Origin of the sequence: Xenorhabdus thailandensis, from assembly GCF_037996785.1 — a bacterium.
In the GTDB taxonomy this organism is placed as follows: Bacteria; Pseudomonadota; Gammaproteobacteria; order Enterobacterales; family Enterobacteriaceae; genus Xenorhabdus; species Xenorhabdus griffiniae.
Genome location: NZ_JBBMXF010000012.1, coordinates 34,623 through 55,229, shown reverse-complemented (window position 1 = coordinate 55,229; position 20,607 = coordinate 34,623). Strand labels below are relative to the sequence as shown.

Here is a 20,607-nt window from a genome sequence, read left to right as displayed (position 1 = left end):
AAGGAGAAGCATTATGCAAGAAGGGCAAAAACGTAAAACCTCGTCCTTGAGCATTCTCGCCATCGCTGGGGTAGAACCTTACCAGGAAAGGCCAGGCGAAGAATACATGAACGATGCCCAGTTAAAGCATTTCAAGCTGATTCTGGAAGCATGGCGCAATCAACTCAGGGATGAAGTAGACCGTACTGTATCTCATATGCAAGATGAGGCAGCAAACTTCCCTGATCCAGTTGACCGTGCGGCGCAAGAAGAAGAGTTCAGTCTTGAATTACGTAATCGGGATCGTGAGCGTAAGTTGATCAAAAAGATCGAAAAAACGCTGAAAAAGGTCGAAGAAGAAGACTTTGGCTATTGTGAAGCCTGTGGGATTGAAATCGGCATCCGCCGTTTAGAGGCTCGTCCAACAGCCGATTTATGTATTGACTGTAAGACGTTGGCCGAAATTCGTGAAAAACAAATGGCTGGCTAACCAATAGGGCTAAGTACGGCGCATTTAGCGCCGTATGCCCCTATGCTTGAATCGACTATGACTCAATCCAGACATTCCTCGTTATATATTGGGCGCTTTGCTCCATCTCCTTCCGGTGATCTCCATTTTGGCTCTCTGGTAACTGCACTAGGTAGTTATCTGCAAGCCCGTGCCTGTCATGGAAAATGGCTGATGCGTATTGACGATATTGATCCTCCACGGGAAATTCCCGGAGCAGATAAACGGATATTGCAATCTCTTGAGCATTATGGGCTTTACTGGGATGGTGAAGTTCTTTATCAATCCCAGCGTCATGACGCTTACCGTGCCATCCTCGATCAATTAAAACAGCAAGGAGACAGCTATTACTGCACCTGCACCCGCCAATGCATCCAACAACTGGGCGGCTTTTATAATGGCCACTGCCGACATTTACCTCTGCCAGCTCACAACGCTGCAATTCGTCTAAAACAGCACCATCCGATTTATCGTTTTTACGATAAATTGCAAGGCTATATCACCGTGCCTACAAAAATGGCTGAGGAAGATTTCATTATTTATCGCAAAGACGGTTTATTTGCCTATAATCTTGTCGTTGTTATTGATGATAACTATCAAGGTGTCACTGAAATTGTCAGAGGAGCTGATTTAATTGAACCCACTGTTCGCCAGTTGTCTCTGTATCAGCATTTGAATTTTGCAACACCAGATTATATGCATTTACCTCTCGTGCTAAATAAAGAGGGAAATAAACTTTCTAAGCAAAATCATGCCCAACCGCTCCCATTGGGCGACCCAAGACCATTGCTTATTGATGCGTTATCATTTTTAAATCAGCCCACTATCGCAGGCTGGCAGGATCTCACGACAGATCAACTGCTACAGCAAGCTATCGTCGGTTGGAATATAAACGCGGTTCCGCCAAAAAACCTAACTAATAGACTAAGTTAAATAAAGTCTTTCTATTGGTACTGTAAGCATTCTCAAAAAATGTCCAGTAAGTTATGATTGGCGGCTGTTTTTTGTTTTAATTGATCAGTCACTACCGAGGTGTACCATTTTTAACCGAGTAGCAACTTTCTGTCGTAATTTATTAATCCGCGATCACAAAACACAGCGCGACACACCGGCAGTCAGTGAAAGGCCAGTCACCGTATCTGACCATTCTGCTCAAACAAAGAGCAGTCCTCCGCGTAAACGTAGCAGAGGGAATTATTCATCTTCATCACATGCCGAAAACGACAAAATGAAGAAAAAATCTGTAAGGACAATGCCTTCGGACTCCCCGATCACGGTGATCCCACGCGAACAGCATCCTATTTCACGCAAGGACATCAGTGATAATGCCTTAAAGGTTCTGTATCGCCTAAATAAATCAGGTTTTGAAGCTTACCTGGTCGGAGGCGGGGTTCGTGATCTACTGCTGCACAAAAAACCCAAAGATTTTGATATAGCAACCAACGCTACACCGGAACAAGTTCGTCAACTGTTCCGTAACTGTCGCCTTGTCGGACGTCGTTTTCGTCTTGCCCATATCATGTTTGGCCCTGATGTGATTGAAGTTGCTACCTTCCGCGGTCCGCATGAGCAAATTGAAAACAATGACCGGAACCAGTCACATAAAGCCCAAAGCGGCATGTTACTGCGGGATAATATTTTTGGTTCAGTAGAAGAAGATGCGGTTCGTCGTGATTTCACGATCAATAGCCTCTATTACGGCATTGAAGATTTCGCGCTGCGGGATTACATAGGTGGCATGGCCGATCTGAACGCAGGTATCATTCGCCTGATTGGTGATCCAGAAACACGCTATCGGGAAGACCCCGTGCGGATGCTGCGGGCGGTTCGTTTCGCCAGCAAACTGGATATGACTATCGAGCCAGCTACCGCTGAGCCTATCCCACGCCTGGCATTTCTATTGAAAGATATTCCAGCGGCACGTCTGTTCGAAGAATCCCTGAAATTGTTACAGACAGGGCAGGGTTACAAGACTTATAAACTGCTGCGCGAATATCATCTGTTCCAGCCATTGTTTCCGCTTATTCAACCGGGTTTCACCCAGCGTGGTGATTCGTCAATGGAAAAGCTGTTAGTACAAGTATTGAAAAATACCGATTTTCGCTTACAAAGTGACAAAAGAGTGAATCCCGCGTTCTTATTTGCGGCCATGTTATGGTATCCCTTGATTGAACATGCGGAAAAACTGACACAGGAAGGCGGATTACAATATTACGAAGCTTTTGCGTTAGCAATGAACGATATTCTTGATGAGCAGTGCCGCTCCATTGCTATCCCGAAACGCCATACCACCACCATGCGCGATATCTGGTTGCTTCAGCTGCGCTTACCGCGTCGTCAAGGAAAACGAGCAAATAAATTAATGGAACATCCGAAGTTCCGTGCTGCATATGATTTACTGGAATTGCGCGCTAGCATTGAACCACGCCATGAATTGAGAGAGTTGGTACAGTGGTGGGCTGATTTCCAACAGTCAACATCCTCACAACAGCGCGAAATGATATCTGATCTGGGTAGCGAACCCATTCGCCGCAGGACACGCCCCCGCCGTGGTGGACGCATTCGCCAGAACAGGAACAACGGTTATTAATATGACTCGAGCCTATATCGCCATTGGCAGTAATCTGGCTAACCCTTTGCAGCAAGTCAATAATGCACTTGCTGCCCTGAAAAAGATCCCTGATACCGCTTTTATTGCTCGCTCATCTTTTTATCGAACCAAACCAATGGGACCACAGGATCAACCCGATTACCTCAACCTTGCCGTCGTATTGGAAACCCAGTTATCCCCAGAAACATTGCTTGATCACACCCAAGCGATCGAACTGGAACAAGGACGCGTTCGTAAAGGCGAACGCTGGGGGCCGAGAACGCTCGATTTGGACATCATGCTGTTTGGTAATCACATCATCAACACCGAACGCTTGACGGTTCCCCACTATGGGTTAAAACAGCGTGAATTTATGCTTTATCCACTTGCAGAAATTGCCCCAGACCTTGTGTTTCCCGATGGAGAAACGCTGGCAGAGCAATTAAAAAAAGTACCGGAAAATGGCCTGACGCTTTGGTTATAGTTTGTTGTAGAGAGGCAACGGAAAAACAGAGGGTATAACTAACTATTCAGGAGAGAATGATGAAGCCAACAACTCTGGCTGATCTAAATCAGTTAAAAAAAGACAAGCGCAAATTTGCAACCATCACCGCCTACGATGCCAGTTTCGCCCACCTTTTCGCCGAACAAGGCATTAATGTCATGCTCATTGGTGACTCACTCGGCATGACCATACAGGGATTTGATTCTACCCTACCTGTCACTGTTGACGATATTTCTTACCACACCCGAAGTGTTCGCGCTGGCGCCTCCCATGCTTTTCTCATCGCGGATATGCCTTTCATGAGCTACGCAACCCCCGAACAAAGTTTTAACAATGCGGCTGCACTAATGCGCTCTGGTGCCAATATGGTCAAAATTGAAGGTGGAGATTGGCTATGTGAGACCGTCAAAATGCTGACCGAGCGAGCCGTCCCTGTTTGCGGTCATTTAGGCCTGACGCCACAATCAGTCAATGTACTTGGAGGCTATAAAGTTCAGGGACGCGATGACGCCTCGGCTCAAAAGTTATTTGACGATGCGATTGCTTTGGAAAAAGCAGGCATGCAACTCCTGGTGTTAGAATGTGTTCCGACGGCACTAGCGCAGCGTATCACTGAAGCACTGGACATTCCGGTTATTGGCATTGGAGCCGGTAATATGACTGACGGTCAAATTCTGGTTATGCATGATGCCTTGGGTATCACCGCAAGCCCCCCAAAATTTGCCAAAAACTTCCTCGCAGAAACTGGCAATATAAGGGATGCTATCCGCCTGTATATTGAACACGTAGAAAGCGGCGCCTATCCTGACCAGGCACACTCATTCAACTGATTATTCTCCAGCATGACGACTAATTAAGGGAGTACAGCAATGCTGATTATAGAAACGATCCCCATTTTACGCCGAGAAATCCGTCGCTGGCGCCAGGCAGGCAAACGTATTGCCTTCGTCCCTACGATGGGAAACCTGCATGATGGTCATATGGCGTTAGTTGATACCGCCAAAGCACAGGCTGACGTTGTGATCGTCAGCATTTTCGTCAACCCGATGCAATTTGATCGAGAAGACGATCTGGCCAATTATCCTCGCACCTTGCAGGAAGATTGCGAAAAACTGAGCCGTCGCAATGTCGAGTTGGTATTCGCCCCTAATGCTAACGAAATGTACCCACATGGTTTAAACGGCAACCAAACTTTTATCGAAGTACCCGAACTTTCTTATATCCTTGAAGGTGCCAGCCGACCAGGACATTTCCGGGGCGTCACAACCGTTGTCAGCAAATTGTTTAACCTGATCCAGCCCGATCTGGTTTATTTCGGCGAAAAAGATTTCCAGCAATTACAGATTATCCGCAAGATGATTGCAGATATGGCTTACGATATTACATTGGTTTCTGTGCCGATTGTCCGTGATAAAAATGGATTGGCGCTAAGCTCACGTAATAACCTTCTGTCCGCTGAAGAGAAAAAAATTGCGCCCTTGCTGAATAAGGTTATGCAATGTATGGCAGAAAGGCTGAAAAATGGCGAACACGATACTGAGCGACTCATTGAACTGGCATCTGCCCATTTGCGGGAAGAAGGCTTTATGCCGGATGAGTTATTTATCCGTGATGCAGAAAACCTGCTGCCATTAACGGCACAAAGTAAAAAAGCCGTGATCCTGATGGCGGCATGGTTGGGGCAAACACGACTGATTGATAATCAGCAGGTTATTTTAGCTGCCTGATTTTAATTGTAGATGCGTGTGTATCGCCACTCCGCCGCCATCAACGGCGGAGTATTAAATTTTAGCTTAAGTTCTGAGCCCTCTCCCTGATTCAATGAGATACCAGGCTAATACATAGAATCCAGCAATAAAGATCCCTAACATACCTAATGTCATCGCCAGAGAAACATCCATAATACCGAGAAATCCATAACGGAAGCCACTGACCATATAGACGATGGGGTTTAGCTTTGACACTATCTGCCAAAAAGTAGGCAACAGGGTAAGGGAGTAGAATACGCCCCCCAGATAGGTCAACGGAGTCAGAACAAATGTTGGAATAATACTAATATCATCGAATGTTTTCGCAAAAATGGCATTCAATAGCCCCGCCAACGAAAATAGAATCGACGTTGCCAGCAAAGTGATCACCACCATTCCCCATGAATGTATCTGCAATGGTACGAACAATAGTGAAACCAATGTCACCAGAATGCCAACACATACCCCACGGGCTACCCCTCCCCCCACAAATCCAGCAATGATGACATGGGTTGGAACCGGAGCAACCAGTACTTCTTCAATGCTATGCTGGAACTTAGCGCCAAAGAAAGATGAAGAAACGTTAGCGTAAGAGTTGGTGATCACTGACATCATGATCAACCCAGGTACAATAAACTGCATATAACCAACGCCCCCCATTTCGCCAATGCGGGAACCGACCAGATTGCCGAAAATAACGAAATAAAGGGACATAGTGATCACTGGCGGTAGTAATGTCTGCACCCAAATACGACCAAAACGGGTGACTTCTTTAATCCAAATAGTTTTCAGAGCCACCCAATACAGTTGGATCATTACCTCTCTCCTTTATTATTGGTTAATCCGACAAACAGCTCCTCAAGACGATTAGCTTTGTTACGCATGCTGCTGATTTGTATACCCTGCTTACTTAGCTGGGAGAAAACATCATTTAATCCCTGCCCACGTTTTACATCTACTTCCAGCGTTACTGCATCAATCAGACGGTAATCGTAACCCTCAACAACCGGCTTTTCCCCTTTCACTGATAAGTCGAGCAAGAATGTTTCGCTTTCAAGTTGGCTAAGCAGGTTCTTCATGCTTGTGTTTTCCACTAGCTCGCCATGTTGGATAATACCGATGTTTCGGCACAGCATCTCAGCCTCTTCAAGGTAATGAGTCGTCAGAATGATAGTCGTTCCTTGCGCATTCAATTCTCTCAAAAAGTCCCACATAGATCGGCGTAGTTCGATATCCACCCCTGCCGTGGGTTCATCAAGGATCAACAATTTTGGCTGGTGCATTAGAGCACGGGCAATCATTAAACGCCGTTTCATGCCGCCAGACAAACGAATTGCCCGTTCGTTACGTTTTTCCCATAGATCCAACTGAGTAAGATAGGTTTCTGCTCTCTCCAATGCCACATTCCGCGGGACACCATAATATCCCGCTTGGTTTAATACAATTTGGATCACCGTCTCGAATGGGTTGAAATTAAATTCCTGTGGAACAAGGCCGAGTTGCCGTTTAGCATTAACGAGAGCCGTATCAATATCGTAACCAAAGACCTTGACCTTACCCCCACTTTTATTCACCAAGGAACTAATAATACCTATAGTGGTGGATTTCCCCGCGCCATTTGGCCCTAAAAGGGCGTAGAAATCACCGGCTTCTACACACAAATCAATTCCTCGCAGCGCTTTCACTCCACTCTCATAGACTTTCGTGAGCTGCGTCAATTCCAATGCATAAACCATAAGTAAAAAATACCTTTATTATTTGCTATTCCTGACTGCTGCAAGATATAAATTATGCCATTATTTTTTCCCTATTTCTTAGCAATGGTAGGGGGTAAATAAAAAACATTCCTCAATTAAATATTAAATTCTCAATTAATGTTGTATATGATTCTATCTCAAAAACGTTACCAGGCTATTTGTTATGATGAGAAAAATTGAAGAGCTGTTTGCGAGGAACAAGCAGTGGTCAAAGTCCGTAAATGAAGAAAACCCACTTTTTTTCAAAGAATTATCAAAAGCGCAAAAACCTCATTTTCTGTGGATAGGCTGTTCTGATAGCCGAGTACCTGCCGAAAAATTGATTGACGCAGCACCAGGCGATCTTTTTGTTCATCGCAACGTCGCTAATCTCGTTATCCATACCGATTTAAACTGTTTATCTGTTGTACAATATGCCGTTGATGTTTTACAGGTTGAACACATCATTATCTGTGGTCACTACGGTTGTGGTGGTATTGAAGCTGCGGTGGACGGCACTGAGTTAGGGTTAATCAATAACTGGCTGCTCCATGTCCGTGATTTATGGTACAAACACAGTTCCATGCTTGGTGAGTTACCTCCTAATGATAGGCTAAATCGCTTGTGTGAATTGAATGTCATTGAACAGGTTTACAATCTCGGCCATTCAACCATTATGCAATCCGCATGGAAACGCGGGCAGAAAGTGATGCTCCATGGTTGGGTGTATGGCTTAAAGGATGGTGAGTTACATGATCTGGATATTACAGCTGACAGCCGTGAAAAATTGGAGCTCAATTACCGTCAGGCTATTTCCAAATTATCCCAAACAAAATAATCGTTCGAAAGACAACCTATTAATTAGAAAAATAAATGGCAGCAAAAAAGCTGCCATTTACTTATACCGTATTGATTATTTCTGCTTATCGAAAATATTAATCTTCCAGCAAGGTGACATGCCCGATATAAGGCAGATGGCGATAATGCTGTGCATAGTCAATGCCGTAACCGACAACAAATTTATCTTCAATGGAATAACCAATCCACTCAACTGGAACATCGACTTCACGGCGAGATGGTTTGTTCAACAAAGTACAAATTGCCAGTGAATTAGGTTCACGCAACGCCAGAATCTCACGGATTTTGTTTAATGTATTGCCTGAGTCGATAATATCTTCAACGATCAACACATCTTTACCACGAATGTCCTCATCCAAATCCTTAAGGATTTTCACATCGCGGGTAGAACTCATTTCATTGCCATAGCTGGATGCTGTCATAAAATCCACTTCGTGGGGAACCTGAACTTCACGGCATAAATCTGCCATAAAGATAAACGATCCTCTCAACAGGCCAACCAGCACTAATTCACAATCACTATTACGATAGTGCTCTGTAATCTGTTGCCCCAGCTCAGCAATACGTTGCTTAACCTCCTGCTCGGAGATCATCACTTCTACAATATGTTTCTTCATTAATATAACCAATTGATTTTATTTTAAATAATCACAAGTCAAACGTGAAAATGAATGTGACTATTTATATAGCACTCAATAGCATAAGCCCACCGAGTGCATAAAATAACATTCTCTGCTATCAGAACAAACCGATCGTTAACGTATAACCCAATTTTCTCACTGGCGAAAAAACGGTAGTTTTATCAAAATTAAGTAAATAAAGTTTGGCTAACAAAGATATTAATATGTTAATTTAATTAAAATGGTAGAAAATCAGTATAATAGAAATTATGCAAAAAATTGCCTTATTCGCGTACATTCTTGTTCTGTTCAGTTTTGCTCAACCAGCAAAAGCTCTGTCTGAAAATGAAGCTGAAGATCTCGCAGATCTGACGGCTGTCTATATCTATCTAAAACATGACTGTGGCTATAGCCAAATCCCAGATTTTCAAATTAAGCGCACAATTATCTATTTTGCCCAACGCAACAAGTGGGATCTCAGTAACTATGATAGTGAATTAATGGAAGAATTAAACCAATTAGGTTACAACGACTTAAAAGGAATCAATCTATCTCATGAGGTTAAATGTCGTTCTCTTGCGAGGAACTCCCTCAGTTTGCTCTCCTATATAAAATAATTTCTTTGCTTATCGCTCAGGTAATTTCATGTTGAAACTAAGTGATAATACTGTGAGTTGCTGGGCTACTATGTGCACTCAATATCTGCGCATCCAATGCCGACAAATATCACAATAAAGGAATGCTAAAACATATCGCAAGAAGGCGGTGGTGATAGCGGGATGCTGCGTGAAGTTTTTCTGACGGATACCGACCCTGATGAGCCAGATGAAAGCCTGTTTACTTCTGAATTCTTGCAGGCTGTGCTTGCAGCCTGGAGAACGCCACCACAACACCAGACTCCTTTGGCGATTACCGTAGGCGATTTATTATCCAATCAAATTCTTCAACAAACCAAAGACATAAATCACCCATTCCGTCTATCAAATCATCAATAAACTCTGTAAAATCATCTACGCTTTCTAGGTATGTCACACCGCAAAATATCACTCATTCCATTTCTAATAAATAGGTTTTACTAATGCAACAGTCTGATGTTGTTGATCGCTCTCTTTTTTCGTTAAGTTGGCCGATTTTCATTGATATCTTTCTGCATATGGCGACGTTATTAATTAATACGTACATGGTCAGCCATATTTCTTCTTCTTATCTTGCTGCAATGGGAGTGGGTAATCATGTTTTTGATCTCTTTATTACAATTTTTAACTTCATCAGCGTAGGTTGCAGTGTTGTCATTGCACAATATCTGGGATCAGGAAAACGTGATAAAGCGAGTCAAGCGATTCATATTTCCATCGCCTTTAATTTTGTACTGGGCTTCGGTTGTGCGCTGATCACCGTGTTCTTCGGTTATAAGATCCTGTATATCATGAACCTGCCAGAAAATCTGATGGAAGATGGATTTGCTTATCTGCATGTTCTTGGCATCTGCCTGATACCTGAAGCGATTTCGATTATTCTGGCGGCTTGTATGCGGGTTTATGGAAAATCAAAATCGGCCATGTATGTCACGCTGATTGCTAACCTGCTTACCATTGTCGGCAATATGATCGTACTGTATGGGTTCTTTGGATTGCCTCAATATGGACTCGAAGGCGTAGCGTGGTCTACAGTATTTGGTCGTACTGTCGCTGTTATTTTGCTCTGCGGATTGCTGTTTTTTGGCTTGAAGATCAAGTTCGAGCCTACATTGCTTGTGAACTGGTCTAAGAATATGTTGAGCAAAATTCTGCACATCGGCTTACCTGCCGCGGGTGAAAATTTGGTGTGGATCCTGCAATATATGACTGCACAGGCGTTTATCGGCCTGATGGGTGAAATGTCTCTGGCCGCGCAAACGCTGTACTTCCAGCTATCTCTGTTCATTATGTTGTTTGGTATCTCTATCAGTATTGGCAATGAGATTATGGTTGGTCACCTGGTTGGGGCAAAGCGTTTTGAAGATGCCTATCTTCGAGGACTGAAGAGCCTGAAAATTGGTGTGATTGTTACAGTAGGCATCGTCTTAATGTTCTGGATTTTTAGGGAGCCGCTTCTCTATGTCATGACAGAAGATCAGAAAATTGTGGAACTTCTGCTGCCGTTGTTCCTGCTCTCAGTCTTTTTAGAACCAGGACGCACTTTCAACATTGTGATGGTCAATGCCCTGCGTGCTTCTGGTGATGCCCGTTTTCCTCTCTATACCGCGTTGATTTGTATGTGGGGAATATCTATTCCAATCGGTTATTTTTTGGGGATCACTATGGGCATGGGGATCTTGGGGATCTGGATAGGATTCTTCTGCGACGAGTGGATACGCGGGTTAGTGAACGCCTGGCGTTGGAAGTCTAAAAGATGGCAAACCAAGCGATTGGATGTCTAGTTAAAAAACAACAGCAAAAATAAGTGTAAAAAATGCCGCAAGTCTATTTTCGGCATTTTAATTTCAATCAAAGGTGGATATTGAATAATAAGTACTATGGTAACTTAAACGATTTTCTTATTAAGAATTTACCAAGTATTTATCTGATAATTTAATTTCAGGACTGTGACGAAATAAAAATAAAAAACTTAGGCTATTTCCATTTTATATTATCAATGACACGATTCTATTCTTTTTTATTAACCTCAAAACCATAGTGAAATAAGGCTTACCAATTAGATATTGACTTTACTTTCTTTTTCATCAAGAAACAGGATTAAACTGTGTATCAGCGCCTTTCACCAGTAAAAAATTCTAGATTAATCCCCTGAATTACAGCATAATATTAACGATAAAAAGGATTTAATCCTGACAAACTGTTTTCGGCAATTTTCTTTTTTGCGCAGTTTCCCTTTGCAATTTCTTCTTCATGAAAAAATTGTTCTCCTTGAAATCATTGACTATCAGCACACGATAATTCACTTACTAAAAGATATGAAAACAGCAACAAAAAACAATGATGTCACGCCACAGTTATCTCCATCAGCCAAACGCGCCAATATGACGGAGGAAGAGTGGAAGAAAGCAATAAGATTCGACCATACCGACACGGGCTGGATCATTATGAGTATCGGCATGGCAATCGGAGCAGGAATTGTTTTCTTGCCTGTTCAGGTTGGATTGATGGGATTGTGGGTTTTCCTGCTATCTTCTATTATTGGTTATCCCGCCATGTATCTCTTTCAGCGACTCTTCATCAATACCCTTGCCGAGTCACCAGAATGCAAAGATTATCCTAGTATTATCAGTGGTTATCTTGGTAAAAATTGGGGCATCCTGTTAGGTGTACTCTACTTCATTATGCTGGTGATCTGGATGTTTGTTTATTCCACCGCGATAACCAATGATAGTGCTTCTTACCTGCAAACATTTGGGGTCACCGATGAATTAATGTCGAAAAACCCACTTTATGGATTGGTCTTAATCTGTGTATTAGTCGCTATCTCTTCCCGTGGGGAAAAATTACTGTTCAAAATATCTAGCCTAATGGTCATAACCAAATTATTTGTTATCGCGGCATTAGGATTTTCCATGATCGGTATGTGGCATCTTTACAATATCGGGGTATTACCTCCCCTGGGTCTATTGATCAAAAAAGCCATCATCACATTACCTTTTACGCTCACCTCCATCCTGTTTATCCAAACACTTAGTCCAATGGTGATTTCTTATCGCAATCGGGAAAAAAACCGTGAAGTTGCCCGTCATAAAGCACTGAGGGCTATGAACATTGCCTTTGGTATCCTGTTTTGTACGGTATTTTTCTATGCCATCTCTTTTACGTTGGCAATGGGACATGACGAAGCACTCAAAGCCTATGAACAGAATATTTCAGCATTAGCCATTGCCGCCCAATTTTTTCCCGGCGGTTGGGTTATTGCCGTTAGTATCATGCTTAATGTTTTTGCCGTGATGACTGCGTTTTTTGGTGTTTACCTTGGGTTTCGCGAAGCCAGCCAAGGTATTGCCATGAATATTCTTAGTCGCCTGATGCCTGCTGAAAAGATCAACGAAAAGTGGATACAAAAAGGTATCATGCTTTTTGCCATCTTATTGGCATGGGGCGCGATCCTTCTGAATGCCCCAGTATTAAGTTTTACTTCTATTTGTAGCCCAATATTTGGCATCGTTGGCTGCCTTATTCCGGCTTATTTGGTCTACAAAGTCCCTGGCCTGCGCCATTACAAAGGAATATCGCTTATCTTGATCATATTTACTGGAATTTTGCTATGTGTTTCCCCTTTCTTGGCCTTCTCCTGATATGGGCACTTATTTAAAAAGACCAATGCGTAAGAAAATCAATTACGATCAATCTTATTATTAAGATTTACCTGATGCGCCATAAATCCTTGCCAGTTCTGCTCAGGGATATAAGGCGCATTGAACTAACCAATACCCTATAGAATCTACTACACTCATTTATTAAATAATTATTTTAATGATAACTCTATATTTAATTAATCATAAAAAATATCTATTTAATTAAACTTTACAAATTGAATAAAAAAACAACCGCAAAACTAAATCCAAATCACAATGATGATAACTAATTGAAACTATAACCTAAGTTATCAAATTAACTAAAACCTTTCCTTTAACTTAAAGTTACCCCAAACATTAACCCATTGATATAACTAATAATTTGTCATTTTTATCTAAAAACTCTAATTATTTAGAATAAAAAACCAACAGCAAGCAAAAAATAAAAATATTATTTCAAAAACACCAAATAAAAGTTAATTTTCAATCAATAATAAGGCGTTATCTAAACAGCTTAGATAAATCATTTACTTTTTCCACTAAATGCAGTAAAAATACAAACCCAATACACCAAAAAGGGATTTTAAAAGAATAAAAAACTAAAAAATAAACCAAGCCAAATGATTAGTTATAAAGTTCAATAGAGTTGTTTTTATGTATGGAATTCTATTTATGATTACCTCATTCTGTGTATCAGAATCACATAGCACGTATTTATACGATTTCAATTAGCATTTTCATTAAAAATAAGCAGCAAATTTTTTATTTGCAGTATTCCAATTAATTCAATCTGGTATTTGGCTAATCATGTTTAAAAAACACTAATGTTTTGTTGTATTCGATTAACTTAAATACCTTGCTATTCACAATTTATCTTTCTGATTTCATAGGAATGACATTTTCATGAAGCAACGTAAGTTTTTAACCCGATACGAAATAGACGCAATTTTGGCAGCAACAAAGCAAGGACGCCACGCAGAGCGGGATTATTGCATGCTGTTAATGTGTTTTATTCATGGTTTTAGGGTAAGTGAACTATGTAATCTACGCCTGTCTGATCTCGATTTACATTCAGCGATCATTCACATTAGACGATTAAAAGGTGGGCTTTCAACCACACATCCTCTAATTCCAGAGGAAATTGAAGCGTTAAATAAATGGCTAGATATTCGTCAAAAATGGCGGGAGGCCGATTCTCCATGGGTATTTCTCTCCCAAAAATCAGGCCCTGTTTCACGGCAACAAGTTTATGGTTTATTAAAACGTTATGGGAAGCAGGCATCTGTCAGTGTTTCTCCACACCCACATATGTTAAGGCACGCTTGTGGTTATGCATTAGCTGATCTCGGTCGCGATACCCGCTTGATTCAAGACTATCTCGGACACCGTAATATTTCACATACTGTAATTTACACTGCCAGTAATGTGAAACGTTTTTCTAGAATTTGGGAGTCCCACTCTAAATAATGGTGTTATTATTCCCACTGTTTTCACTAACATGACTTGTTATTGTAACAATCTCCACTAATTAATTTGTGGAGATTGCCGACAGATAAAATAGACGATACTATGAACATCTAAGATAAATGACTATTTTATACGTATGACAAGCCTGACTTGTAAATAAATTTTATTTTTATTGTTTTACACCTGTTAAATAACCTAAGTTTATTCTTTAAAAAAACTTAAGTCAAATAAGCCAATATATAAATTTTTATTTAAACTTGAGCAGCGAATTTATATGAACAACGTCACTGCTCAATAAGAAATAAAAATTAACAATTAAAATTCCACAAAAATTTATTACTCAATCAATTATTCTTCAAACAATTCCGCAAATTTTTCACGGATTTGCTGTTCAGGCAGATCTATGCCAATAAAAACCAACACACTTTCACGTAATTCGTCATCGCGCCATTCCCGATCCCAATCTGCGCTATACAGACGCTGAACCCCTTGAAACAGTAACCGACGTGGTTCTTTTTTGATAGCAAGAATTCCCTTGTAACGCAGAAGATTATCCGCGAAACTCAGCAATAATTCCTCCATCAAGTTAGAAACTTCTGGCAGTTCAACTGGGTACGCTAAGTTAATAACTATCGATTGAACCGAGTTTTGTGGCTTGGGTACAAATCGAAAAACAGGTGTCGACACCGTCAGTTTATCATTCAACATAAATCCTTCAATATCGAACAATAAGCCTAAATCTGCTTCACCTTGAATAACCTTATGAATAGGCGCTCTGGCATTCATTCTCTGCAAACGTTCAACTAAAACATCATGAACTGGAGCAACATCTGTTTTGGTTAAAAGAATTCTGTCTGCATATCCCACCTGCGCCTGTGCAATGGAAAAACGATCTAACTGTTGTTCCGCATGAACCGCATCCACTAGCGTGATAATGCCATCAAGCAAAAAACGCTGGCACAAGATTTCATGGGAAAAGAAAGTTTGTGTGATTGGGCCGGGATCAGCCATGCCTGTACATTCGATAATCAGGCGGTTAAAGTTGATCACCCCTTGATCCAAGCTATCCAGCAAGTCCAATAATGCATCTTCCAGCTCATTCGAACGACTACAACAGATACATCCGTTGCTTAATGTCTTAATCTGAGTTGCGCGATCACCAATCAATTCATCATCAATGGGGACTTCACCAAATTCATTTTCAATGACAGCTATTTTATGACCATGATTAGCATTAAGAATATGACGCAACAGCGTCGTTTTGCCTGATCCCAAGAAACCGGTCAGGATCGTGACTGATATTGGTTGCATTTTTGTTTCCCGATTTTTTTACTAACAGCAGCGCATTCCACCTTTGCCATCGCCTCCATAACGAGCATTCTGGCGTTCGCGAAAAAATTCTTCATAAGACATATAAGGCTTATCTGGGTGGTTTTCCTTCATGTGTTGTACATATGTGTCATAGTCAGGAACCCCCACCAACATTCGGGCAGCCTGCCCCAAATACTTGCCTGCCCGACCAAGATTACCAAACATAAATGGTTCTCCAAGGCTTGTTCTATAAAAATACCCCACATAATACAAAGCCAATTATGTGGGGTATAGCGGTTACTGATACACAATGATTTGGCTAGTATCAGTTTTAGTATCGCATCAGTGCGTAGAAGAGACTTTCACCCCACCTTCAGGAACCGGAACATAAGGCGTTTCATTATCGGTACGCTCTGGATTTTTGCTGGCTTTGATCGCAGTTTTGATACCATAGATAATGATGCTGTATACCACTATCAGGAACAGGATGCTTAAGCCCGCATTGGTGTAGTTGTTCACAACTATGTGATTCATGTTACTGATTTGCCCAGCCGTCAATTCTGCACCCCCTTCGGCAATCTTCTGCTTATATTCTTTCGCCAGGAAGAAAAAACCTTCAAGCCGTGGGTTATCACTGAATAATTTCAGCCCCAGCGCCCATGTGGTACAAATCAACAACCAAACCGCAGGGATCACCGTTACCCAGATATATCGGGTGCGTTTCATCTTGATCAGAACAACCGTACCCAATACCAATGCAACGGCAGCCAACATCTGGTTAGAGATACCAAATAACGGCCATAAGCTCTTGACGCCGCCTAATGGATCAACCACACCTTGATACAGCAAATAGCCCCATAAGCCAACACAACCCGCTGTACCAATGATGCCCGCAATCAGAGAGTCCGTTTTTTTCAGGAATGGCACAAAGTTACCCAAAAGATCCTGCAACATGAAACGGCCAGAGCGTGTACCGGCATCCAGCGCCGTCAGGATAAACAGAGCTTCAAACAGAATACCAAAGTGATACCAGAAGCCCATGTCTGCCGCAGGGATGATCTGATGGAATACATGAGCAATACCCACAGCCAAGGTTGGTGCGCCCCCGGCACGGTTCAGAACGGATGGCTCACCAATGTCTTTTGCTGTTTGCAAAATTTGATCGGGTGAAATAACAAAACCCCAAGAACTGACAGTCGCTGCCGCATGGCTCGTTACTTCTTTTAAAGAGGCCATAATCATTGGTGCTTCGGCAGTACCCAAGTTATGCAGGTCAGGCATGGTAATGCCCAACGCTGCCGGAGGGGTATTCATGGCAAAATACAGTCCCGGCTCAATGATGGATGCAGCAACCAATGCCATGATCGCCACAAACGATTCCATCAACATCGCACCATAACCAATGAAACGTGCATCTTTTTCATTTGCCAACAGCTTAGGTGTCGTCCCCGAAGAAATCAGGGCATGGAAACCAGACACCGCACCACAAGCAATAGTAATGAACAAGAATGGGAATAGCGTTCCTTTCCAAACTGGCCCAGTACCGTCAATATATTGTGTGACGGCTGGCATTTTCAGTTCAGGGTTCAGGATGATAATCCCAATCGCAAGGCCAACAATAACCCCAATTTTCAGGAAAGTTGCCAGATAGTCACGCGGCGCCAAAATAAGCCAAACTGGCAATAATGCAGAGATAAATGCATACCCGATCAGTGCATAAGTGATGGTGGTATCTTTGAAAGTCAGTGCAGGCCCCCAGTAAGGATCTGCGGCAACAACACCACCAAACCAAATAGCGGCAACCAGCAGGAGAATACCGATCACAGAGACTTCACCCACACGCCCCGGACGGATATATCGCATATAGATCCCCATGAAAAGCGCAATGGGCACTGTCGAACAAACAGTAAATACACCCCATGGGCTTTCTGCCAAGGCTTTCACGACGATTAACGCCAGCACCGCGAGAATGATGATCATGATTAAGAAGCAACCAAACAGAGCTATTGTGCCTGGCACACGCCCCATCTCTTCTTTGACAATCTCACCCAGTGATGCCCCATTACGACGGGAGGAGATAAACAACACTATAAAGTCTTGCACCGCGCCAGCAAGCACTACCCCCGCCAACAACCACAATGTTCCTGGCAGATAACCAACCTGTGCCGCCAATACTGGCCCCACTAACGGTCCTGCCCCCGCAATGGCGGCAAAATGGTGTCCAAACAAGACATTTTTGTTGGTGGGAACATAGTTCAAACCATCATTATTGACAACAGCAGGGGTTGCACGCGTGGCATCCAATTTCATCACCTTCGTGGCGATATACAGGCTGTAATACCGATAAGCAACCAAGTAAACGGCTACGGAAGCGACAATGATCCACAAAGCACTCACGTGCTCTCCCCGACGCAGCGCAACGACTCCAAGACAGAATGCGCCAATTATCCCCAATATCATCCAAGGGATATGTTTTAAAAATTTATTATTGTTCATAAGAATCCTTTTCCACAGTAAGACGAACAGCAAACCATTATTTAATTTTTTACTTCCTTTTCCATAAACCAACCCTATACAGCCAACAGGCATATATCCCCATGAAAGGTATATACCCGTCGCCACACTGCACTATGCTATAAAACTCTCTCTGAGAAAGTGGAAGGATCTTGCCCAACAGTTAATTAAATGCCAATCAAAATAAAACCCAATCCTGTACAACACAGTATTGGGAAAATTATTATATAATAAATTGTAAATTATCGAGTGATTGACAAGTAACGTTCGAAAACTTCACGTTCTTCATCCCGCAGAGTCAACACGTTAAAACCATCACGAGTTACCAAGATCGTATGCTCAAACTGAGCCGATAACCGACGATCTTTAGTTGTTACTGTCCAACCATCTTTATGCAGTTTTATATCCTTTTTGCCTTGGTTGATCATAGGTTCAATGGTGAAAGTCATTCCCTCTTCCAAGATAATACCTTCTCCCGCCTCGCCATAATGCAGAACTTGCGGTTCCTCATGCATATTACAGCCAATACCGTGCCCGCAATATTCACGTACCACCGTGTAATTATTTGCCTCGGCATGTTGTTGTATCGTATGACCAATATCTCCCAGAGTGATACCAGGTTTGACTATCTTAATTGCCTTATATAAGCATTCTTGAGTCACATTAACCAAACGTTTGGCATGAGAGGGTACATCCCCGACACAAAATGTGATACTGCTATCGCCGTAATATCCCTCTTTTTTGACAGTAACATCCACATTAACAATATCCCTATTTTTCAGCTTCTTTTCCGAAGGCCAACCATGACAAACAACATGATTAACTGAGGTATTGACTGTATAAGGAAAACCATATTGCCCCAAACTACCCGGTATCGCATCAAGGGTATTGATAATGTAATCATGGCAAAATGAATCAATTTCAAGAGTCGTAACACCAGGCACAATAATAGGACGGACAGCTTCAAGTACTTGACCAGTCAAGCGCCCCGCTATTTCCATCTTCTCTATTTCGTCCTTATTTTTTATTAGTATTCCGCTGCTTCTCGTCATATTATTTTTTCTCTTAATACAAGTTTGTAGGTTCCTTTTTAATCATGCATCCGCAATAGTGAATAATTCAAGCTAACATTGATCTAAAATTTACTGAACTATCCAATACGCCAATAGCCTCCTTTCTTCGCCCCAATACGCATCAAACGCCCATTATCCTGTAATATCTTAATATTTCGTTCTATTGTGCGTCGACTTACTCCCAATTCATCCGCTAATTGGCTTATTGTGATGGCAGGACGAGCAGTAATAACCGATAAGATTTTTTGTGCAGTAGCCTTTAGTGGTTGTGGATTTTCTACCGACATTTCTACCGACATTTCTACCGACATTTCTACCGACATTGCGACAGATTTCTGTTTTTGCAGATCCAGGTTTTCTCTAAGCGTTTCGGCTAATTTTTCCAGCATAAAATTAATAAATAGCGTACAGTCGCTAGTACGATCACACTCCCTAAGCACCTGATAATAGTCCTGTTGTTGATAATGAATTAACGTTTCTACCGGTAACCAAGCTAATTCAGGACGCCATTCGCTCAAAATCAATGTTTGCCACAAGCGCCCCATTCGACCATTACCATCAGTAAATGGATGAATAAATTCAAACTCATAATGAAATATTGAACTGGCGATCAATGGGTGAATATCCGTCTGTTTCAGCCATGTCAGCAATTCGTCCACTAACCGTGGTACTTGACTAGCAGGAGGAGCCATATGGATTAACTGTTTTTCTTGATAAATTCCCACATCTCCTCCACGTAATTGCCCTGGGCGATCAACCAATCCAGTCATCAGTAGCCGATGTGCAGCCAATAAATCCGTTACACGGGAGCTATGCCAGTCCGATAATTTTTCATAGGTCAATATGGCATTGCGCACTTCCTGAATATCCCTTGCTGGTGCCAACACACGCTTTCCATTAATAATTGCCGTCACCTGTTCCGTAGATAAACTATTATGTTCAATTGCCAATGATGCCTGTATGGTACGAATGCGATTTTCTTTACGTAATACAGGCGAAGAAGTTTCCGCTTGCATTGACCAACGCCCTAATAACTCACCAATTTCTACTACTCGATTAAGTATATCTGGGGTAATAGTGTATGGGGGTTGGTAAATAGCCACGATAATTTCCTCTAAGTCCGTCAATTCTTGATATCTCTTATAGCATTCAAGTGCTTTATGTCATCTGCTTTCTTATTATTTGATAGCATGGCTTAAGCCAAACAACAATCGAACCGCTTCGCAATCCTGCTGAATTGTCAAAAAATCTGATACATTCCTGCAAATAATCCTGCTAACCTACCGTTCAAGTCTTCTAACCGCACCTACAGATGAATCACACAGATTATCAGTGATAAGATAGCGTTTTCGCCCAGGATGAGGTCTATTAACGTTCCATCCTTAGCTGATTATATTTAGGTTTTGTCATTTAGATGGG

Annotated in this window: 20 protein-coding genes; 12 read left to right on the top strand and 8 right to left on the bottom strand. The window is 42.1% G+C overall.

Going from position 1 to position 20,607, the window contains the following annotated elements; translation table 11 throughout:
- Positions 1-13: 13 nt before the first annotated feature.
- The 6 genes from dksA to panC all read left to right on the top strand — a co-directional run bounded on the left by dksA (position 14) and on the right by panC (position 5,309).
- Positions 14-469, top strand: a complete 456-nt coding sequence (gene dksA / locus AAC853_RS10540) for an RNA polymerase-binding protein DksA (RefSeq protein WP_338884620.1) — start codon at positions 14-16, stop codon at positions 467-469.
- Between the two features lie 57 nt (positions 470-526).
- The gene (gluQRS, locus tag AAC853_RS10535; protein WP_340614543.1) at positions 527-1,420 is read left to right on the top strand and encodes a tRNA glutamyl-Q(34) synthetase GluQRS; all 894 of its coding nucleotides are present in this window, start codon (positions 527-529) and stop codon (positions 1,418-1,420) included.
- A gap of 295 nt (positions 1,421-1,715) precedes the next feature.
- On the top strand, positions 1,716-3,077 hold the full coding sequence (gene pcnB / locus AAC853_RS10530; protein ID WP_338884617.1) for a polynucleotide adenylyltransferase PcnB: 1,362 nt from the start codon (positions 1,716-1,718) through the stop codon (positions 3,075-3,077).
- Position 3,078: 1 nt separating this feature from the next.
- Positions 3,079-3,561, top strand: coding sequence for a 2-amino-4-hydroxy-6-hydroxymethyldihydropteridine diphosphokinase (folK, locus tag AAC853_RS10525; RefSeq protein ID WP_340614542.1), 483 nt, complete (start codon positions 3,079-3,081; stop codon positions 3,559-3,561).
- Between the two features lie 59 nt (positions 3,562-3,620).
- Positions 3,621-4,412 carry a 3-methyl-2-oxobutanoate hydroxymethyltransferase gene (panB, locus tag AAC853_RS10520; protein WP_340614541.1) on the top strand — a complete coding sequence of 264 codons (792 nt, stop codon included), beginning with the start codon at positions 3,621-3,623 and terminating at the stop codon, positions 4,410-4,412.
- Between the two features lie 39 nt (positions 4,413-4,451).
- A complete protein-coding gene (panC, locus tag AAC853_RS10515; protein ID WP_340614540.1) occupies positions 4,452-5,309 on the top strand; it encodes a pantoate--beta-alanine ligase in 858 nt (285 codons plus the stop codon).
- Between the two features lie 66 nt (positions 5,310-5,375).
- On the opposite strand, the gene AAC853_RS10510 is transcribed toward panC, so the two are convergent.
- Together AAC853_RS10510 and AAC853_RS10505 are read right to left on the bottom strand one after the other, a co-directional pair.
- Positions 5,376-6,146, bottom strand: a complete 771-nt coding sequence (locus AAC853_RS10510; protein WP_340614539.1) for an ABC transporter permease — start codon at positions 6,144-6,146, stop codon at positions 5,376-5,378.
- A complete protein-coding gene (locus tag AAC853_RS10505; protein WP_338884610.1) occupies positions 6,146-7,066 on the bottom strand; it encodes an ABC transporter ATP-binding protein in 921 nt (306 codons plus the stop codon). Before AAC853_RS10505 ends, AAC853_RS10510 begins: the two co-directional genes overlap by 1 nt.
- A gap of 184 nt (positions 7,067-7,250) precedes the next feature.
- Here AAC853_RS10505 and can point away from each other — a divergent pair, with 184 nt between their 5' ends.
- On the top strand, positions 7,251-7,904 hold the full coding sequence (gene can, locus AAC853_RS10500; RefSeq protein ID WP_338884609.1) for a carbonate dehydratase: 654 nt from the start codon (positions 7,251-7,253) through the stop codon (positions 7,902-7,904).
- 97 nt (positions 7,905-8,001) lie between these two features.
- On the opposite strand, the gene hpt is transcribed toward can, so the two are convergent.
- Positions 8,002-8,541, bottom strand: a complete 540-nt coding sequence (gene hpt / locus AAC853_RS10495) for a hypoxanthine phosphoribosyltransferase (RefSeq protein ID WP_340614538.1) — start codon at positions 8,539-8,541, stop codon at positions 8,002-8,004.
- A gap of 272 nt (positions 8,542-8,813) precedes the next feature.
- Between hpt and AAC853_RS10490 the strand changes: the two genes are divergently transcribed.
- The 5 genes from AAC853_RS10490 (at position 8,814) to AAC853_RS10470 (ending at position 14,290) form a co-directional block, all read left to right on the top strand.
- Positions 8,814-9,161, top strand: a complete 348-nt coding sequence (locus AAC853_RS10490; RefSeq protein ID WP_338884590.1) for a YacC family pilotin-like protein — start codon at positions 8,814-8,816, stop codon at positions 9,159-9,161.
- Between the two features lie 162 nt (positions 9,162-9,323).
- Positions 9,324-9,539 carry a hypothetical protein gene (locus AAC853_RS10485; RefSeq protein ID WP_340614537.1) on the top strand — a complete coding sequence of 72 codons (216 nt, stop codon included), beginning with the start codon at positions 9,324-9,326 and terminating at the stop codon, positions 9,537-9,539.
- Positions 9,540-9,622: 83 nt separating this feature from the next.
- Entirely contained in the window at positions 9,623-10,963 is a 1,341-nt protein-coding gene (locus AAC853_RS10480) for an MATE family efflux transporter (protein ID WP_340614536.1), read from the top strand.
- Positions 10,964-11,497: 534 nt separating this feature from the next.
- Positions 11,498-12,823: an SLC5/6 family protein gene (locus AAC853_RS10475; protein WP_338884584.1), complete on the top strand. Its 1,326-nt coding sequence runs from the start codon at positions 11,498-11,500 to the stop codon at positions 12,821-12,823.
- Positions 12,824-13,726: 903 nt separating this feature from the next.
- Positions 13,727-14,290: a tyrosine-type DNA invertase gene (locus AAC853_RS10470; protein WP_340614535.1), complete on the top strand. Its 564-nt coding sequence runs from the start codon at positions 13,727-13,729 to the stop codon at positions 14,288-14,290.
- 348 nt (positions 14,291-14,638) lie between these two features.
- Here AAC853_RS10470 and yjiA read toward each other — a convergent pair whose 3' ends face one another.
- The 5 genes from yjiA to AAC853_RS10445 form a co-directional block, all read right to left on the bottom strand.
- A complete protein-coding gene (yjiA, locus tag AAC853_RS10465) occupies positions 14,639-15,601 on the bottom strand; it encodes a GTPase (RefSeq protein WP_338884581.1) in 963 nt (320 codons plus the stop codon).
- Between the two features lie 21 nt (positions 15,602-15,622).
- Positions 15,623-15,826 (bottom strand): YbdD/YjiX family protein, encoded by a 204-nt coding sequence (locus AAC853_RS10460; protein ID WP_099118661.1) that lies wholly within the window; start codon positions 15,824-15,826, stop codon positions 15,623-15,625.
- A 117-nt stretch (positions 15,827-15,943) separates the two neighbouring features.
- Positions 15,944-18,097, bottom strand: coding sequence for a carbon starvation CstA family protein (locus tag AAC853_RS10455; protein ID WP_338884579.1), 2,154 nt, complete (start codon positions 18,095-18,097; stop codon positions 15,944-15,946).
- Positions 18,098-18,357: 260 nt separating this feature from the next.
- Positions 18,358-19,167, bottom strand: coding sequence for a type I methionyl aminopeptidase (map, locus tag AAC853_RS10450; RefSeq protein WP_340614533.1), 810 nt, complete (start codon positions 19,165-19,167; stop codon positions 18,358-18,360).
- A gap of 98 nt (positions 19,168-19,265) precedes the next feature.
- On the bottom strand, positions 19,266-20,291 hold the full coding sequence (locus AAC853_RS10445) for a Fic family protein (RefSeq protein ID WP_340614532.1): 1,026 nt from the start codon (positions 20,289-20,291) through the stop codon (positions 19,266-19,268).
- Positions 20,292-20,607 lie beyond the last annotated feature (316 nt).

Excerpts from the sequence above, each read along its gene's own strand:
- dksA (WP_338884620.1), top strand. The coding sequence starts at position 14 with ATGCAAGAAGGGCAAAAACGTAAAACCTCGTCCTTGAGCATTCTCGCC.
- gluQRS (WP_340614543.1), top strand. The coding sequence starts at position 527 with ATGACTCAATCCAGACATTCCTCGTTATATATTGGGCGCTTTGCTCCA.
- pcnB (WP_338884617.1), top strand. The coding sequence starts at position 1,716 with ATGAAGAAAAAATCTGTAAGGACAATGCCTTCGGACTCCCCGATCACG.
- folK (WP_340614542.1), top strand. The coding sequence starts at position 3,079 with ATGACTCGAGCCTATATCGCCATTGGCAGTAATCTGGCTAACCCTTTG.
- panB (WP_340614541.1), top strand. The coding sequence starts at position 3,621 with ATGAAGCCAACAACTCTGGCTGATCTAAATCAGTTAAAAAAAGACAAG.
- panC (WP_340614540.1), top strand. The coding sequence starts at position 4,452 with ATGCTGATTATAGAAACGATCCCCATTTTACGCCGAGAAATCCGTCGC.
- AAC853_RS10510 (WP_340614539.1), bottom strand. The coding sequence starts at position 6,146 with ATGATCCAACTGTATTGGGTGGCTCTGAAAACTATTTGGATTAAAGAA.
- AAC853_RS10505 (WP_338884610.1), bottom strand. The coding sequence starts at position 7,066 with ATGGTTTATGCATTGGAATTGACGCAGCTCACGAAAGTCTATGAGAGT.
- can (WP_338884609.1), top strand. The coding sequence starts at position 7,251 with ATGATGAGAAAAATTGAAGAGCTGTTTGCGAGGAACAAGCAGTGGTCA.
- hpt (WP_340614538.1), bottom strand. The coding sequence starts at position 8,541 with ATGAAGAAACATATTGTAGAAGTGATGATCTCCGAGCAGGAGGTTAAG.
- AAC853_RS10490 (WP_338884590.1), top strand. The coding sequence starts at position 8,814 with ATGCAAAAAATTGCCTTATTCGCGTACATTCTTGTTCTGTTCAGTTTT.
- AAC853_RS10485 (WP_340614537.1), top strand. The coding sequence starts at position 9,324 with ATGCTGCGTGAAGTTTTTCTGACGGATACCGACCCTGATGAGCCAGAT.
- AAC853_RS10480 (WP_340614536.1), top strand. The coding sequence starts at position 9,623 with ATGCAACAGTCTGATGTTGTTGATCGCTCTCTTTTTTCGTTAAGTTGG.
- AAC853_RS10475 (WP_338884584.1), top strand. The coding sequence starts at position 11,498 with ATGAAAACAGCAACAAAAAACAATGATGTCACGCCACAGTTATCTCCA.
- AAC853_RS10470 (WP_340614535.1), top strand. The coding sequence starts at position 13,727 with ATGAAGCAACGTAAGTTTTTAACCCGATACGAAATAGACGCAATTTTG.
- yjiA (WP_338884581.1), bottom strand. The coding sequence starts at position 15,601 with ATGCAACCAATATCAGTCACGATCCTGACCGGTTTCTTGGGATCAGGC.
- AAC853_RS10460 (WP_099118661.1), bottom strand. The coding sequence starts at position 15,826 with ATGTTTGGTAATCTTGGTCGGGCAGGCAAGTATTTGGGGCAGGCTGCC.
- AAC853_RS10455 (WP_338884579.1), bottom strand. The coding sequence starts at position 18,097 with ATGAACAATAATAAATTTTTAAAACATATCCCTTGGATGATATTGGGG.
- map (WP_340614533.1), bottom strand. The coding sequence starts at position 19,167 with ATGACGAGAAGCAGCGGAATACTAATAAAAAATAAGGACGAAATAGAG.